This window comes from Arthrobacter rhizophilus, from assembly GCF_026241105.1.
Lineage (GTDB): Bacteria > Actinomycetota > Actinomycetes > Actinomycetales > Micrococcaceae > Arthrobacter.
In genome coordinates this window covers 90327-105794 of the sequence record NZ_JAPFFT010000007.1, presented here as the reverse complement: position 1 = coordinate 105794, position 15468 = coordinate 90327, and the positions used below count along the sequence as shown (strand labels likewise).

Below are 15468 nucleotides of genomic sequence, written 5' to 3'. Positions count from 1 at the left end.
TTTGTGAATGACTCAAATGCCTCAGCGGCCGCCCGTCCTGCGCGGCGCAATTCATCGGGCCTGCGGCGCGATCTGGAGCTCCTGGAAATCCTGGGATCACCGGAGTCCGTTGCCGCCTCTGGATTAGGCGTCAGCAAGGTGGCGGAGATTGCGGGCCGGGACAAAGCCCAGGTATCCCGGACCCTTGCCACTCTTGCGGAAGCCGGCCTGGTCGACAGGGACCCGGACAGCCTGCTCTACAGCCTCGGATACGGGCTCTATGCCCTGGCAGCCCGGACCGCCGAGGCCCGGATGGTCAGCGCCTCGACGCCGTTCCTCAAGCGAGTATCGGCGGCAACCCACGAAACCACGCACCTCTGCGTCCTGCGTGGCGGCACAGTGCTGACGCTGAAGAGTGAGATGTCCAACCACACCTACAGGGCACTCGGCTGGGAAGGCGTCAGCGTGGACGCCTGGGGCACGTCCTCCGGGCGGGTGCTGGTCAGTGACTGGGATGCCACAGCCCTGCGCGATTGGTACAACACCAACGCCGCCAAAGCCTCGGAATTGCAGGATCTCTCCCCCTTGGCACTGGAGGCAGGACAGGGCCAGCCCTGTCATCGGCCCAACAAAATCCAGACTTTCGAGGACCTCTGCGCCGAAATTTCCCTGATCCGCAGGCGCGGCTATGCAGTGGTGGACGAAGAATTCGAACTCGGGGTGGTGGGCGTTTCGGCCCCTGTGTACGACTTCAAGAAGAGAATCGTGGCGGCATTCAATGTCAGTGCCCCGAAACAGCGCTTCGGCCGCCATCTGGAGCAAGCCGGGGCGCTGGCAGCGAAAGTGGCAATGGAGTTCTCGGCATCACTGGGTGCGCCTGTCGGGTAGGCGTAGGCTCCGTTCCATAAAACCGCGTACCCCCGGTCACCCCGGGGGTACGCGGTTTTTCCTGTGAGTTCCGGAAGAGTTCGGCTACTTCTGATTGAACCTGTCGTGAACGTTTCAGCGGTGACGCGAAAACCGCGGGACGGGCACCCCTCCGCGCGGCAAGAATCGTCCGGGGACTCACTTTCAGTCGATAAAGCAACGCATAGCGAAGGGTCTAATTCCGATGAAGACAGCCAAGAAAAACGGGCTTGCCGCGGCAGCGGTTCTAGGGGCCGTGCTGATGGCCGGATCCGCAATGGTGCCGGCGGTTGCCGACGACGCTTCCCGCGGCCAGGACGCCCAGGGCCAGCAGGGATCCGATGGCAACAACGGCCAAGACGGGCAGGGCGAAACCTCAAAGCATGTCCTGCTGCTTTCGGTGGACGGCCTCCACCAGAAGGACCTGGATTTGTACGTGAAGAACCACCCGACGTCGGCCCTTGCATCGCTCGTCAATCACGGCACCAGCTACACGCACGCGCAGACCCCGGTGCCCTCGGACTCCTTTCCCGGCATGGTCGGCCAGCTGACTGGCGGCAATCCCGGAACCACCGGCGTCTACTATGACGACACTTTCAACAGGACGCTGCTGCCTGCAGGCACAACTGACTGCAAGAATACCGCGCCCGGCGCCGAGGTGGCATTCACCGAGGCCGCAGACAAGAACCAGAACGCCCTCGACGCCGGCCAGGGCCTGCCCGGGCTTCCGGCCAGCATCCTGAACATGACGGGACAGCCCGGTACACTCCTTGACCCGGCAGCCCTCCCGGTTGACCCGGCGAGCTGCAAGCCGGTCTACCCACACCAGTATTTGAAAGTCAACACGGTTTTCGAAGTGGCGAAGAGCGCTGGGCTGACCACTGCGTGGTCGGACAAGCACCCGGCCTACGAAATCCTGAACGGCCCTTCAGGCAAGGGCCTGGATGACCTGTTCACCCCGGAAATCAATAGCAAGGCCGCCGCTCCGTTCACCGGCGACTGGACGCAGGACAACGCCGCGACCCAGCAGTACGACGGCTACAAGGTCCAGGCAGTGCTCAACGAAATCGGCGGCAAGGACCATTCGGGCACCAAGGCGGCCGCCGTGCCGGCCATCTTCGGAATGAACTTCCAGTCCGTCTCGACGGCACAGAAGCTCCCGACGTCGGACGGCCTCAGCGGGGGTTACCTCCAGGGCGGCGTCGTTCCGGGCCCTCTGCTTAGCAAGGCACTTGACTTCGTCAACGCTTCGGTGGGCAAGCTCGAATCCGCGCTGGCCGCTTCGGGCCACGCAAAAGACACCACCGTGATCCTCTCGGCCAAGCACGGACAGTCCCCGATGGACTCTTCGACACTGACGAGGGTGCCTGACAGCGCAATCGTCGATGGCCTGAACGCAGCTTGGAAGTCCGCCCACCCCGGCTCCGCAGACCTCGTGGCGTTCTCCACCGACGACGACATCATGCAGCTGTGGCTTTCGGACCACTCGCAGGCAGCGGCGCAGTTCGCCAAGGACTACCTGGCAGCGCACTCGGCCGCCGGGAACGACATCAACGGTGCTGCCAAGACCGTGACAGGATCGGGACTGGGCAAGATCTACGCGGGCAGCGAGGTTGCTGGCTACTTCGGCACCCAAACCAGCGATTCCCGTTACCCGGACATCCTGGGCATCGCCCAGACCGGCGTGGTCTACACCGGCGGAAAGTCCAAGATCGCCGAACACGGCGGAACCAGCGCGGACGACCGCGATGTGCCGCTGGTGGTCTCCGGTGCCAATGACGAACACGCCCGGACAGTGACCAGCACCGTGGAGACGACACAGATTGCGCCGACCATCCTGAAGACGCTTGGACTGGATCCGAACAAGCTGCAGGCCGTGCAGATTGAAGGGACCAAGGTCCTCCCCCGGCGCTAATCCGGCGCAAAACAAACGCTGGAGGGGTCCGGCCGCTAAATCCGCATTGGGCGCCACGCGAGGTCTGCTTACAATCAAACGTCAGCAACTACTGAGGGAACCATGAAGAAAATCACCACAACCCTGCTCGCGGCCGGGCTCCTCCTCTCCGCTTCAGCCTGCTCCGCACCGCAGCAGCTGAGCACCGCGGACACGTGCAGCCGGGTCAAAACCGTCATCTCGAACCCCACGAACAGCACCGACAAGACCGGAATGATCCGGTTCGCCAACCAGATCCGCCCCATTGTGGCCGTTTCCTCGGATGAGCTGAAGCCCACGCTTAAGGCAATCGTGGACTATCTGGACGAGTCCGTAAAAGACAACCCGGATGCCGCGAAGCTCAACACGCTGAAGGCCGACTACCAAAACGCGGGCACCAACTACGGCAAGTACTGCGGCAGCTAAGGGCAGTTTGCGCTCCGTACCCGAGGGCTGGCCGTGGACGCCCAGCCCTCGGGACGTTTTCCGGATTCCCGGCTACGTGGCTTTTTGGTCGGCGTACACGGTGTCGGGTTTCGGAACCTACATCACCACGTTGGCGCTGCAGGTCCTGGTGGTGGAATCGCTTCACGGCACTGCCACTGACGTCGGCCTCCTGAACGCTGCCCGGTGGCTTCCTTATCTCTTTTTCGGGCTAGTCGCCGGCGCGCTCGTCGACCGGCGGCGACGGAAGCCCATACTCGTGGGAACAGACCTCGCACGGGGCATCCTGCTGTTGGCCATTCCGCTGCTCTACGCGCTCGGATGGCTGAACCTTGTTGTCCTGATCGTCTTCGTTGCCTTCTTCGGCGTGTTCTCCCTCTTCGGTGACGCCGCGTCCCAGTCGTTCCTCCCAAGGATCGTGGCTAAACAGGATCTGCTGGCAGCCCACGCCAGGGCCGACCAAAGCGATGCCGTCGCCCAGACCTCCGGTCCCCTCGTAGCTGGCGGACTGGTCACGCTTCTCGGAGCTCCCGTGGCGGTCCTCGCCGACGCCGTGTCCTATCTCTTTTCCGCGCTGGCGATCTCCCGGATTCGCGTTGCGGAGCCCGTGGAGAGATCCGACGCGTCCTTGCGAAGTCTTCGTGCCGAGATCGCCGAAGGACTCCGGTGGGTCTACAGGCACCGGGTTCTCGCACCGATGGCGATCGGATCCCACGTGTGGTTCCTCTCCAACAGCATGCTCGGAACGGTGTTCGTTGCATTCGTCCTGCTGGAACTGAGGTTGTCCCCGTTCGAACTGGGCATCACCCTGGCCGCAGCCGGCGTCGCCGGGCTGCTCGGAAGCAGCTTCTCGACCCGGTTCGGGATGAAATGGGGAGCCGGACGGGCGGTGATCATCTGCAATTGCCTCATGTCGATCGCTTGGGCGATCATCGCCGTCGTGCCCACCGGTAGCGGGCAGAAGTGGTTCGTGATTCCCGTGTTGGCCGCGGGCCAGGCCCTCTACGGGCTCGCCCTCGGGCTGAGCAATGCGAACGAGATGGGTTACCGGCAGGCGGTTACTCCGGACCACCTCCAAGGACGCATGAACACCACCATACGGTCCGCGAACCGGGCGATGATCGTGGTCGGCGCGCCCGCCGGGGGTCTACTCGCGGTATCAATCGGGTATCAATCGGGTACCAACCGACGCTGTGGATCGCTATCGGGGGATTCGCGGCTGCTGCGCTTTTCCTGGCAGCCTCGCCATTTCGATCGGCCCGTCACGGAGACGCTGCTCAGGGCGGCTTCCACTAGGGACTGCGGCTCTATGACCTGCAGTCCGGCGCACGTTACAGCGCGGTGTGTTTCCCGAACGGATGATGGCCGGTGGCCGGCTGTCCGTGACTTCCCAGCCATTCGGACAGGGCCTCGCGCAAGATCTCGCTGGGCGTAAGGCTGAGCGTTTGGGAAGCCGACTCCAAGGCGCGGTCCAGTTCCTCAGGGATCTGGAAGTCCAAGGGCGACGGACGGCTGGCTTCCCGTGCATCGGAAGGCATGTCATCGCCACGCAAAAGCTTGCGAGCGGCCGGCTTCATGTCGTTTTCGGTCCACGCCGAAAGGCGCTCGAAATGAGTCACATCTCGTGTCATGATTTTCCCTCCCAACAATCAAGCATCCTCCGTTGTCGGGTTGCCGTCACCCATCTACGAGTAATTACTCTGTAACTATCGGGGCAATCGCCCCACACGCCCAGCGGTCGACGGCGCCGCGCCCAATGAGTGCACCGCCGAGGGCTCACGTCCCGCTTCGGCGGCCCGCCAGGCGCTGGATCATCGCGACGATTTTCGGCGGACCGGGCTGTTTGACGACGCCCAACTGGAGCATCGCCGTGAGGTCATCACGGGTGGCCCAATGCTCAGCCAGCTTGCCGTCCTCGATCCTGAACCAGTGCGATTGACGGGCCGACATGCGTTTTCCAGTGGCCGGGCCCCGCCCGTTAAGCCGCCCGAGATTGGTGCCTTCGGACAAAACGCGGACCGCGACGGTATCGCCGTCGGCGGCAATCGCTTCGACCGTCATGGTGATGTCGGGGAACTGGGCAAGCAGCCACTGCACCGTTTCGCGCATTGCGCGGGGACCGACGACGGCGCCCGGCTCGGTAGTCCCGAAAGGAGCCTGTGCGTGTTCAACGTATGAGTCCGCCATGATTTCATCGCAAACGTCCAGCTGCCTCTGGTTCCAGATCTCCTGGAAGTGCCGCCTCACGAGTTCTTTGTTCGCTTCGCTCACGGGAGAGCCTCCTCGGGATAACTGGACCAGCGGAGGTCCACCGGGCCCGTCCACGACCTTTGGGAGTCGCGGAACGGGCCCGGCGCTCACACTTAAGGGTGAGACCGTGACGGACATCGCTCAGCGCAGGGCTGGTGCCGTCAGAGTGATCTTAGGGCCTGAGCCGGTTCCGGTCTAGAGACAGGATGCAGCGTCATGCCCACGTTCTCTCCCGAATCGTTGCACCCGAAATGCCTGCCGCGGGCGCCAGCGCAAGTCTTTTCCCGCAAGAGGGGCGGTGGGAGGATGCCTATATGTACCACAGCGACGAGAAGGGCGGAAGCGACATGTCGACCCAGGAATTCGTGGAAACCGAACGCAAGTATGACGCGGACATTGAGACGCCCCTTCCCGCTTTCGGGGACATTACCGGCGTCGAACAGGTCGCTGACCCCGCCGATCATCAACTTGAGGCGGTTTACTTCGACACGGAAGGCCTCATCCTCGCCCGGCATCGCATCACCTTGCGGCGCCGAACCGGCGGCGCAGATTCGGGCTGGCATTTGAAGCTCCCGGCTGACAAGGATAGCCGTGTGGAGATCCACGCGCCGCTTGGACAGCCTGAGACCGTTCCAGAGGAACTGGCCGAGAAGCTCCTGGTATTCACGCGCGGCCATGAGCTTAGGCCGGTAGCGCGGATCCATACCCGCCGCACCTTGCTCCGGCTGCACGGAAGCGAGGAAGAGACCTTGGCCGACTTCGTGGATGACTACGTGACTGCCGAGACCTTGCACCCGGCGCAACTGGAGAGGCAATGGCGGGAGTGGGAAATCGAACTTGTCCACGGCGACGAAGCCCTCTTGGAGAGCGCCGAGCACGTCCTGTCGCAGGCCGGCGCCACCCGTTCAGGACATCCTTCCAAACTGGCCCGTGCGTTCGGGACTGCGTGGCCTCCCTCGGTGCCTTTACCGCCAAAGGCCCGCCCGAAGGGTTCCGCGGGGGACGCAGTGGTAGCGTACATCGCCGCACAGATCGCCGAAATCACGGCGCAGGATCCCGGAGTCCGGCAAGGCGCCGACGACGCCGTTCACCAAATGCGCTCGTCTTGCCGCCGGCTCCGCTCCGTGTTGTCCGCCTACGGCAGGTTGTTCGACGCCGACGCGACGGCTCAGCTTAAGACGGAACTGAAATGGCTGAGCACGGTCCTGGGCAAGGCCCGTGATGCCGAAGTGCTACGGGACCGGATCGGGGAACTGCTGAATGACCAACCCGATGTCCTCTTGTCCAGTCCGGCTGCCACCAAGATCACGGACGAGCTTGAGGCCGCCTTCAACTCGGGATATCGCGAAACACTCCGCTCCCTGGGAACGGAGCGCTACTTCCGGCTCCTGGAGGAGCTGGAGAAGTTCCGCGACGAGCCTCCAACAAGACCACGCGCTGGAAAGAAGGCCCGTCGTGTCACGGCCAAGCTGGCCGGCAAAGCGATCAAGCGGCTGCGCCGGTCCCAGAAGGCAGCGGCCCGGCAGACCGGCGTCGAACACGACACCGCGTTGCACCAGGTCCGCAAAGACGCCAAACGGCTGCGCCACGCAGCCGAAGCGCTACGGGACGTCCACCGGAAACCCGCCGTGAAGCTGGCCCGTGACGCCCAGGAGCTTCAGAAAATCCTCGGGGAGCACCAGGACAGTGTTGTGGCCCGCTCGGTGCTGCTTCGCCTTGCAGGTGACGCCAATGGACCGCTGGAGGAAAATTCGGCCCTTGGCCGCTTGCTCGCTGCCGAAGAGCAGCGAGCAACAGACTCCGAGGCCCGCTATGAAAAGGTCGCCAAGAAAAATCGCTTGAATCCCCTGTGACGAGCGGGACCGGGTGGCAGAGGCGCAGAGCGGCGGAGGCTTAGCCTTCGCACTCTACGCAGTAGGCGTGGCCGTTCTTCTCAAGGGCAATCTGGGAGCGGTGACGGACAAGGAAACACGAGTAGCATGTGAACTCGTCTTCCTTCTGCGGGATCACCGCAATGACCAGTTCTTCGGCAACGAATTCGCCGCCGGGCACCTCGTTGCCTTCGAAAGCATCGGCCTCGTCCAGCTCCCGTACTACGCTTCGGGCGTCCGGGGCGTTGGCAGACTGCAGGGCCTGAAGGGACGTGCTTTGGGATTCCGCGACGTCGGAGCGGAGTTCGTCGTAATCGGTTGCCACTAGGGGTTTTTCTCTTCTCTTGTGTATTGACTGGCGAATGTGCAACATACACCATGTGGCTGTTATTCCCCACAATGGGAAGAAATCAGTACGTGCGCATCGCTGCCACTTTAGCCGGTCAGGCGTTGCGCCCGGCGCCGCGAGGGACGTCCCGTCCGACGTCACGGTGCAGGTCCCTGTCCAGCCCGTGGCCATTTGCGAGCTGCGCGAGCAGCTCGCCAAGTTGCGCGCTCTGCTCGCCTGTCAGCGGGGCCAGGACCTCCACTTCATGTTGTTCGGCAATCCCGCGCAGTTCACGCAATACCCCGTTGCCCGCTTCCGTGAGGTGGAGTTCATAGTTCCGCCGATCCGTGCTGCTGCGCACCCTCTCCACGAGCCCGCGTTCCTCGAGGGAATCAATGAGTGAAACCACGCGGCTAGGGACGGCACCCAGCCTGTCCGCGAGCGAACGCTGGCTCAACCCCGGCGAGCGCCCGAGCAGGCGTATGACGCCGGCGTCGCTCGGCGTGAGGCCGATCTCCCGCGTGCGGTCAGCAAAGCGGGACGACGCCACGGCGCCAAGCTGCGACAAGAGAAATGCCGTCCGTTTCGGCTGGCTGGGCGTGGCTGAATCCATGAACTCAGAATACATGCTTGACAGAACAATTCTAGAGGTGAACTATTTCAGTAGTGACGTAATTACGAAAGGTTCAGCCATGAGCAGTCATTCGATTCCCGGCGAAGGCCGTCCGGCCCGGTCGGGCGGTCCGCATCCGGGCATTCTTGCCTTGGTCAGCCTGGGCATTTTCCTCGCCAGCCTCATCACGTCCGCAATCCTCACAAGCGGCCAAGCGTTCGTTTCGCCATTCGCTGCTGAAGGGCAGGTTGCCGCATTCTTCCAGCAAAACGTTGCGGCGACGCGCCTCGGCGGCATGCTGCAGTTCGGCTCAGCGGTCCCGTTGGGAATCTACGCGGCCACGGTCTACGCGCGGCAGCTTCGGCTCGGCGTGCGCGTTCCCGGACCGGCCATTGGTTTCTTCGGCGGCGTCAGCGCAGCTATCTTCCTCATGCTCTCGGGTTCTGTGACCTGGCTGCTGAGCCGGCCCGAAATCACCACGGATGTCACGCTCACCCATGCACTCGCGTTTCTTGCGTTCATCACCGGAGGGGTGGGCTTCGTGGTCGGGATCGGACTGCTGGTGGCGGGTATCGCCGTCCCTGCCCTGATCCTGCGCTTCATGCCCCGCTGGCTGGCCTGGACCGGCCTCGTCATCGCTGCCCTATCGGAGTTGAGCTTCCTTTCGATGGCGATCGAACCCCTGCAGTTCCTGCTGCCGATCGGGCGGTTCGGTGGCCTCTTGTGGCTTGTAGCCGCCGGTTTCCTGCTGCCGCGCACCCGGGCGGCCGCGAACCAAGAGCCCCGCGCAAACGCGCCTCACGCAAGCCGGGCTAGGCCATGACGACGGCGGATCCCACCCTGCCGCTGTCCGGCAAGCTCGCGCTCGTCACCGGGGCCAGCCGCGGAATCGGTGCGGAGATCGCGGCTGAGCTGGCTGCCGCTGGCGCACACGTCGTTCTTGCCTCGCGGGACAACGCGGGCTTGTCCCGCCAGGTTTCCGCCATTGCTTCTGCTGGCGGGAACGCCGTGGCCATGCCTGCGGATGTGGGCAATGAAGACTCGGTGAAAGCCTTGCTGGACCAGATCCGGGACCGCTTCGGCCGGCTCGATGCCGCGGTCAACAATGCCGCAGGCGGAGGGCGAATCCCGGCGCCCCTGGCCGAGTGGGCCAGCGAGGAATTTGACAGCGCAATCTCGGTGAACCTGCGGGGAGTGTTCCTCTGCCTGAAATACGAAATCGAGCTCATGCTGGCAAGCGGGAACGGTGGGGCGATCGTGAACATGTCCTCCACCGCCGGCGAACAAGGCGTCGCTGGCATGAGCGGCTACGTGGCGAGCAAATTCGGCGTCGGCGGCCTGACCCGGGTGGCTGCGCTGGACTACGCCTCGCAAGGTATCCGGGTCAACGCGATCGCTCCCGGCCCCATTCTTACCGAGCGGCTTGCCGGGGCGGGCCAATCCGCCCAGGACCGCGTCGCAGCAGCTGTGCCGCTGGGGCGGATCGGCTCCCCGGCCGAAGTCGCTGCAGCGGCCCTCTGGCTCTGCTCCGAACAGTCTTCGTTCGTCACCGGAACCGTCCTCGCCGTCGACGGCGGCCGGCTGGCGGGAACGCCCGCGTTCAACACCAGCAGAAAGGGAACCCAGCCATGAATGATCTGCATTCCGACATCGAAGAGCTCAGCTTTCTCTGGGCAAGCGCGGAGCGAAACACTGACGCGGCGGCGCTGGACAGGCTGCTGGCAGAAGACTTCACCGCCGTCGGCGCCCGCGGATTCGTACTCACGCGAGCCCAGTGGCTCCAGCGCTACCAGGAAGCGGCCCTCGTCAACGAACAGTTCGAGTGGAGCATCAACACCGTCCGCACCTACGGAGACTCGGCCGTCCTTATTGGGATTCAGAACCAGACGGCCGCTTATCGCGGACATCCTTCCAGTGGCCAGTTCCGCGTTACGCAGATCATGATCAGGAGGGGAGAGCGGTGGCAGCTCGCAGGCCTGCATCTGTCCCCGATGGCACAGCCCGAGGAGCCTGCCAGATAAGGGCACGCTTGACTAGGATGACTTGATGCACAGGCCGCCTTCCCATCCATGGACCTCCGGCCAACTGCGCAAGCTTGGCTACTGCCTGCGCGACGGGCTACCCGTTCCATCGCACCTTCCCCAGTACGAGGATGTGATGGAGTACTACAACGACGTCGCGGTTTTCGTGCAGGAAAAGCTCGATTCCCTTGACTGGGACAGCTTGCTCACCGGCCGTCCCTTCAAAGTGACTTCGCGCCTAAAAACCCTCGACACCCTGACTCAGAAATTGAACCGGGATGGGGATGTTCAATCAGGACCCCGGATGCATCCACGACCTTCGGTCAGAACCGCACAGTGGATACCGCGCCGTTCACGTCTGGCTCCGCCTCCCGGTCAGGGTGGAGGTCCAAGTACGCACTCGGATACAGGGACATTGGGCCAACATGTATGAGTCCGAAGCCGACGTTCTTGGGCGGGAAATCCGTTACGGAGAACTGCCGGCGGATGCCACCCTGCGCGCGCTCATCACAACGATGCAGGACATTTCAGTGACCAAGATCGCTCTGCTGGAGGTGTCGCGGAATGAAATCATCCGGATGGGCGCGCAGACGGCGGCCAACCTTGCCACACTCCGCAGGTTGGAAGCCGAGGGCTTGGACTCATCAGCGGAAAAATTCCGGCACGTCCTTGGGCAACTCGAAAAAAGCGACCTTGACGCAGAAGCGGTCCAGAAGGGCATCGATGCGGAAGAAGCCGAAGTCAGAGCCAGCCTTGATGAATGGAAGAGTCTTTTTGATAGCATTCGAGAAGAGAGAGGGTGAGTACCATTTCAGGATTCCTGATTGTGTATAACCGGCGGACATTCGACCGCCAGGTAACTGAGTTCCCCGGAGCCAACGGGCCCCGCGAAGCGCTCAAGCAGCGCCTTCTCCTTGAACGCGAACGCCACGACCAAGAGATCGAAATCGCATCATTGAACAGCGATTCCATCGAAACCATCCAGCGAACGCACTCCCGATATTTTACGGGCAACGAACGCCTCGTAGCCATCTAGGTCAATAGCTTTATAAGGGGCAGCCAGGGCGCAATGGCTGCCCCTCTCCTTTTTGTGCGGTGTCAGAACCGCAGTTGTTGGACCAACGGTCCTCGCCTAGCCGGAACCGCTCCAGATACGACGCCACCACGGCGGCTTGCTCACAAGTTCTTGCTTCGCCGCATCCCGCGCAGCAGCAGCTGCTGCCCCAGCGGCCGCTGCCCGGCGTTCGCGCCAGCGTTCCAACTCGACGTCGACGTCGCGCGGCTTCGTGATCACCGGAGGCCCACCCTGAAGCTGGCGCCGCGCGTCAATGACCCGGGCGTTGAAGTCCTCCACCAGCTCGCGCACTTGCTTCTCCGAGTAGAGTGCGTCGAGCTTCGCATCCAATCCGGCATCCTCGGTCCGGAGCAGAATGGCCTTCGGGCCAAGGCCGCTGAGATGCTCGCGTTGAATGAGGCCTTTGACCCACCAATCAGGGTCATAGCGCTCCCCCAGCCCGGGAATCGGTTTGCCTGAGTACTTCAGGTTGTCGAACTTCCCTTGCGCCATCGCGTCGCGGATCAGGTATTCCACCCGCGCGGCATCGTCGACTCTCTTGCGCTTCTGCCGCTCTTCTTCCTCGGCGGCGAGAAGTTCGGACTCTTCCTCGGCCGTCATCCCAGTGGCGCGGACATTCCGCAGCTCCACGGCTCGCTCCAGCCGGCGCTTGAACGCACTGTTTTCGCCGTTCACGGTTCCCCACCGCCCTCACTCGCGGAAATCCTGGATCTGCATCCAAGTATTCCGCAAACGGGAGACTGCCGGGATGGCCCTTGGAAAAGGCCGCCTCTGGCCACGCCCAGTGCACGTCATTACGCTGACTGGTAACGGCTACGTCAGGAAGAGGGGCACCATGGACGAACAGGGCATTCTCCACCGCATCCAATCGCTCGTCGAAGAGGAACGGGAGCTCCGCGAAGAGGCAGAGGCGGCCCCGTCTGGTCCCGCACATGCTCCTGACCGGGCAAGGCTGGAGCGCATTGAGCAGGACTTGGATCAGTGCTGGGACCTCTTAAGGCAACGGCGCGCAAAGAGGCAGTACGGGGAGAACCCGAACGAGGCCAAACCACGGCCCCCCAAGCAGGTGGAGGGCTACACCGGCTGAAGCCGTAAGGAACGCAGGACGACGACGGCGGGAGGCTCCCGCCGTCGTCGTCCTGCGTTGAGAGGGCCTACCGACCAGCCGCCGTCGGCGGATAACTGCTAGGCGCGAATGCTGAGAAAGATGCCTGTATGGTCCAGTTCGCCAAGTCCCTGCGAGATCATTGTTTGAAATGCTGTGCGGACGCTGCCCGAAACCGGTAACTTCAGCCCGGCCTCTGCTGCGGTTTCCGCGATGAAGGTCAAGTCCTTCAGTTGGTTTTTTGCCGATCCGCCGCCTTCGAAATCGGTCTCGATCCAGCGTTGGCCCTTTTGCCGCAGGACTTCGGAGTTCGCCAAGCCGCCGGCAAGTATTGACTGCACGTCCCCAAGATCGAGCCCGGAAGCCTCGGCTAGCGCCATGGCCTCCGAAATCGCAGTGACTGTTGCAGCCACCACGATTTGGTTACATGCTTTGGCGATGGAGCCGGCACCGGTGTCCCCGAATCGCAGAACGGTGGAACTGTAGAGCCCGAAGAGAGGCTCGAGACGTTCGACGACTTCGACAGGGCCGCCAACCATGATGCTGAGCCGCCCCTCTTCGGCGCCAATAGTGCCACCGCTGAGCGGGGCATCAATGACTGCTACGCCATGGATCTTCAGGCATTCGGCGGCGAAGGCCGCGACAGCGACGGGTGACACCGTGCCGTGGACCACCAGGACCGGGTTGGCGATGCTGGCGGCCTTCCACCCCGCAAGGAGCCCGCCGGGTCCGTGCAGTAACTGCTCGACTTGGGGCAGGTCGGGCAGGACGGTCAGCACCACCTCGCTGGCTGCTTCCGCCGGGGAATCGGTGGGCTGCCCTCCGGGGATCGCCTTGGCCTTGTGGGCCGTGCGGTTCCAGAGTTTCAACGGCATGCCGGCAGCGATGAGGTTCCGGGCAATGGGGGCGCCCATCGGTCCTGTGCCCAGCAGGGCAACCGACGAGGGAACGTGAGACTCAGCATTGGTTCTCTGCGTCATGGCTTAGAACGGAATCAGTCCGGCAAGGGCGGGCAGGAAGGTACTGAACCACGGCACCGCCGCGAGCACCAGGAGCCCGACGAAGAGTGCAAGCAGATACGGCCAGAAATGTTTGAGGCTGTTTTCCACGGTCTCCCGGGCGGTGGCGCACGCCACGTAGAAGCCGACGCCGGCCGGAGGGGCGAACGAGCCTATGCCCATGGAGATGATGAGCACCATAGCGTATTGGACGGGGCTCACGCCGAACTCGGTGGCGATCGGCAGCAGCAACGGGGCGAAAATCAGCACCGCCGGCAGGCCTTCGAGCAGTTGCCCCATGATGACGAGCAGGATGACGGTGCACAGCATGAAGAGGATCGGGGAATCCCCCAGGCTGGACATGAGGTCGTGGATTTGCTGCGAGACACCGGCGAGGGCAAGGGTCTGGGCCAGCGGAGACGCGGCAGCGATGATGAACAGCACCATGCCCGCCGTCGTCGTCGTTTCCCGCAACGTGTCACCGAGCAGCCGCTTGCTGCCCCGGCGGTAGGCGGCAGCCAGGACGAACGCGTAGGCGACGGCCACGGAGGAAACTTCCGTCGGCGTCGCGAAACCTGTCAGGATCCCGGCCACCATGCCGACGGGCAGGAGGAGCGTGGGAAGGGCGAAGAACGTAGCGGAGCCGCGTGCCCGCCAGCTTGCCTTCGGGCTGGCCACTCCCCCTTGCTTGCGGGCCCGCACGAACACGAGCGCCATGACCACGAGCGCCAGGAACGCGGCGGGCAAAAACCCGGCAAGGAAGAGTGTGGTGGTCGAAATCGTGGTGATGGAGCCAAGCACGAGAAGCACGATGCTTGGCGGGATGGTTTCACCCATGATTGCGGACGCCGACAGCACGGCGACAACTTCGCCGCGCGGATATTTGCGCTCTTCAAGCATGCCGCGCATGGTGGTGCCGACGGCCGCGACGTCCGCGACTTTGGACCCCGAGATGCCGGAGAAAATGTACATGGTCACGACGACCACCTGGAGCAGTCCCCCGCGCAGGTGCCCGATAAGGGCGTCGACGAGCTTGGCCAGGGGCAGCGTGAGTCCGGCCGAGTTCATGATTGTGCCGGCGAGGATGAAGAAGGGGATCGCCAAAAGCACGAATCCTTTTGCCCCCGAAGCCATGCCGATCGGGATGGCGCTGACCTCGGAAATCCCTCCGAGGTAGAGGTAGATCCCTGAGGCGAGGGCGAGCACGAACGCGATCGGGAGACCGAGGAACAGGAGGATGAACAGAATCGCGAGCACTGTGCCAAGGAGGACGTTCGGCGAGGCATAGTAGAAGAGCGGCGGCGCCAAGAGCACGACGACGACGAAGGCTGCCGCGATCCCGGCCGCTACCAGGACTGCCCGCTTTTGCTGCCGCCAAAGCTTGACGAGCGCGAACCAGGCGATAAGGACCATGCCCACCGAAAACGGCATGGATACCCAGAACACCGGGAGCTGGAGAATTGGGGTCTTTTCCTCGATTTGCTGGACGAGCGTGGGAACGAAAAGCGCGAAGGAACCCGCGCTCATCACGAAGACAAGCCAGTCCACCAGCGCGGCCAGATAGGGCTTCCACTCGGCGGGGAGCCTCATGATCAAGGCCTGCACGGACATGTGTGCGCCCTTGGGATACGCGATTGCCCCACCCATGAAGGCGATAGTCAGAAGTGCTATCTCGGAGACTTCCTGGGTCCAAAGAACCGAATCGCCAGTGATCATACGGACCGTGATATTCAGCAGGATGACGACGAGCTCGGCAAGGATCGCGGCTCCCACAATCCACTCCAAAGTCCGGTCCAGCCAAATCGCACCGCTCCAGCCCGAAGCGACGTGACCCGAGTGCAGGATCTCCTCGGCATCAGGCGGGAGGACCTCTTCCAGGTCGCGGGAAGTGAGGGTGTGTTCCATGATGGTCCAGACTTTCGACATTGAGCGCGGAATTGGTGTG

General features: G+C 63.2%; 17 protein-coding genes. 11 read left to right on the top strand and 6 right to left on the bottom strand.

The genetic code is table 11. From position 1 onward, the window contains the following. The first annotated feature begins 3 nt into the window (after positions 1 to 3). The 4 genes from OOZ51_RS08270 (at position 4) to OOZ51_RS08255 (ending at position 4697) form a co-directional block, all read left to right on the top strand. Positions 4 to 867: an IclR family transcriptional regulator gene (locus OOZ51_RS08270; protein ID WP_265978850.1), complete on the top strand. Its 864-nt coding sequence runs from the start codon at positions 4 to 6 to the stop codon at positions 865 to 867. A gap of 223 nt (positions 868 to 1090) precedes the next feature. Further along, a complete protein-coding gene (locus OOZ51_RS08265) occupies positions 1091 to 2800 on the top strand; it encodes an alkaline phosphatase family protein (RefSeq protein ID WP_265978849.1) in 1710 nt (569 codons plus the stop codon). A 102-nt stretch (positions 2801 to 2902) separates the two neighbouring features. After that, positions 2903 to 3244, top strand: coding sequence for a hypothetical protein (locus OOZ51_RS08260; protein ID WP_265978847.1), 342 nt, complete (start codon positions 2903 to 2905; stop codon positions 3242 to 3244). A 76-nt stretch (positions 3245 to 3320) separates the two neighbouring features. After that, positions 3321 to 4697 (top strand): MFS transporter, encoded by a 1377-nt coding sequence (locus OOZ51_RS08255; protein WP_265978845.1) that lies wholly within the window; start codon positions 3321 to 3323, stop codon positions 4695 to 4697. A gap of 341 nt (positions 4698 to 5038) precedes the next feature. Here the strand turns inward: OOZ51_RS08255 and OOZ51_RS08250 are convergent, their stop codons facing one another. Next, on the bottom strand, positions 5039 to 5533 hold the full coding sequence (locus OOZ51_RS08250) for an ester cyclase (protein ID WP_265978844.1): 495 nt from the start codon (positions 5531 to 5533) through the stop codon (positions 5039 to 5041). Between the two features lie 293 nt (positions 5534 to 5826). Between OOZ51_RS08250 and OOZ51_RS08245 the strand changes: the two genes are divergently transcribed. After that, positions 5827 to 7365 carry a CYTH and CHAD domain-containing protein gene (locus OOZ51_RS08245; RefSeq protein WP_265978843.1) on the top strand — a complete coding sequence of 513 codons (1539 nt, stop codon included), beginning with the start codon at positions 5827 to 5829 and terminating at the stop codon, positions 7363 to 7365. A gap of 40 nt (positions 7366 to 7405) precedes the next feature. On the opposite strand, the gene OOZ51_RS08240 is transcribed toward OOZ51_RS08245, so the two are convergent. Both OOZ51_RS08240 and OOZ51_RS08235 read right to left on the bottom strand, forming a co-directional pair. Further along, complete coding sequence (locus OOZ51_RS08240) at positions 7406 to 7708, bottom strand: DUF4193 domain-containing protein (protein WP_265978842.1); 303 nt, start codon at positions 7706 to 7708, stop codon at positions 7406 to 7408. A gap of 118 nt (positions 7709 to 7826) precedes the next feature. After that, complete coding sequence (locus OOZ51_RS08235; RefSeq protein ID WP_265978841.1) at positions 7827 to 8339, bottom strand: MarR family winged helix-turn-helix transcriptional regulator; 513 nt, start codon at positions 8337 to 8339, stop codon at positions 7827 to 7829. Between the two features lie 64 nt (positions 8340 to 8403). On the opposite strand from OOZ51_RS08235, the gene OOZ51_RS08230 reads away from it, so the two are divergent. The 5 genes from OOZ51_RS08230 to OOZ51_RS08210 all read left to right on the top strand — a co-directional run bounded on the left by OOZ51_RS08230 (position 8404) and on the right by OOZ51_RS08210 (position 11381). Beyond that, entirely contained in the window at positions 8404 to 9147 is a 744-nt protein-coding gene (locus OOZ51_RS08230) for a hypothetical protein (RefSeq protein ID WP_265978840.1), read from the top strand. Continuing rightward, positions 9144 to 9956 (top strand): SDR family NAD(P)-dependent oxidoreductase, encoded by an 813-nt coding sequence (locus OOZ51_RS08225; RefSeq protein ID WP_265978839.1) that lies wholly within the window; start codon positions 9144 to 9146, stop codon positions 9954 to 9956. Before OOZ51_RS08230 ends, OOZ51_RS08225 begins: the two co-directional genes overlap by 4 nt. Further along, entirely contained in the window at positions 9953 to 10345 is a 393-nt protein-coding gene (locus tag OOZ51_RS08220; protein WP_265978838.1) for a nuclear transport factor 2 family protein, read from the top strand. Before OOZ51_RS08225 ends, OOZ51_RS08220 begins: the two co-directional genes overlap by 4 nt. 425 nt (positions 10346 to 10770) lie before the next feature. Next, positions 10771 to 11148, top strand: a complete 378-nt coding sequence (locus OOZ51_RS08215; protein WP_265978836.1) for a hypothetical protein — start codon at positions 10771 to 10773, stop codon at positions 11146 to 11148. After that, entirely contained in the window at positions 11145 to 11381 is a 237-nt protein-coding gene (locus tag OOZ51_RS08210) for a hypothetical protein (protein WP_265978834.1), read from the top strand. Before OOZ51_RS08215 ends, OOZ51_RS08210 begins: the two co-directional genes overlap by 4 nt. A 96-nt stretch (positions 11382 to 11477) precedes the next feature. Here OOZ51_RS08210 and OOZ51_RS08205 read toward each other — a convergent pair whose 3' ends face one another. After that, on the bottom strand, positions 11478 to 12095 hold the full coding sequence (locus OOZ51_RS08205) for a DnaJ family domain-containing protein (protein ID WP_265978833.1): 618 nt from the start codon (positions 12093 to 12095) through the stop codon (positions 11478 to 11480). 160 nt (positions 12096 to 12255) lie between these two features. Here OOZ51_RS08205 and OOZ51_RS08200 point away from each other — a divergent pair, with 160 nt between their 5' ends. Next, positions 12256 to 12507, top strand: coding sequence for a DUF2630 family protein (locus OOZ51_RS08200; RefSeq protein ID WP_265978926.1), 252 nt, complete (start codon positions 12256 to 12258; stop codon positions 12505 to 12507). Positions 12508 to 12605: 98 nt separating this feature from the next. Here OOZ51_RS08200 and OOZ51_RS08195 read toward each other — a convergent pair whose 3' ends face one another. After that, positions 12606 to 13505: an NAD(P)-dependent oxidoreductase gene (locus OOZ51_RS08195; RefSeq protein WP_265978832.1), complete on the bottom strand. Its 900-nt coding sequence runs from the start codon at positions 13503 to 13505 to the stop codon at positions 12606 to 12608. 3 nt (positions 13506 to 13508) lie between these two features. Then, positions 13509 to 15428, bottom strand: a complete 1920-nt coding sequence (locus OOZ51_RS08190; protein ID WP_265978830.1) for a TRAP transporter large permease — start codon at positions 15426 to 15428, stop codon at positions 13509 to 13511. Positions 15429 to 15468: the final 40 nt, after the last annotated feature.

Bases quoted from the DNA above. Each gene is read 5' to 3' on its own strand.
- OOZ51_RS08265 (WP_265978849.1), top strand. From the start codon at position 1,091: ATGAAGACAGCCAAGAAAAACGGGCTTGCCGCGGCAGCGGTTCTAGGG.
- OOZ51_RS08260 (WP_265978847.1), top strand. From the start codon at position 2,903: ATGAAGAAAATCACCACAACCCTGCTCGCGGCCGGGCTCCTCCTCTCC.
- OOZ51_RS08245 (WP_265978843.1), top strand. From the start codon at position 5,827: ATGTACCACAGCGACGAGAAGGGCGGAAGCGACATGTCGACCCAGGAA.
- OOZ51_RS08235 (WP_265978841.1), bottom strand. From the start codon at position 8,339: ATGTATTCTGAGTTCATGGATTCAGCCACGCCCAGCCAGCCGAAACGG.
- OOZ51_RS08230 (WP_265978840.1), top strand. From the start codon at position 8,404: ATGAGCAGTCATTCGATTCCCGGCGAAGGCCGTCCGGCCCGGTCGGGC.
- OOZ51_RS08225 (WP_265978839.1), top strand. From the start codon at position 9,144: ATGACGACGGCGGATCCCACCCTGCCGCTGTCCGGCAAGCTCGCGCTC.
- OOZ51_RS08220 (WP_265978838.1), top strand. From the start codon at position 9,953: ATGAATGATCTGCATTCCGACATCGAAGAGCTCAGCTTTCTCTGGGCA.
- OOZ51_RS08215 (WP_265978836.1), top strand. From the start codon at position 10,771: ATGTATGAGTCCGAAGCCGACGTTCTTGGGCGGGAAATCCGTTACGGA.
- OOZ51_RS08200 (WP_265978926.1), top strand. From the start codon at position 12,256: ATGGACGAACAGGGCATTCTCCACCGCATCCAATCGCTCGTCGAAGAG.
- OOZ51_RS08195 (WP_265978832.1), bottom strand. From the start codon at position 13,505: ATGACGCAGAGAACCAATGCTGAGTCTCACGTTCCCTCGTCGGTTGCC.
- OOZ51_RS08190 (WP_265978830.1), bottom strand. From the start codon at position 15,428: ATGGAACACACCCTCACTTCCCGCGACCTGGAAGAGGTCCTCCCGCCT.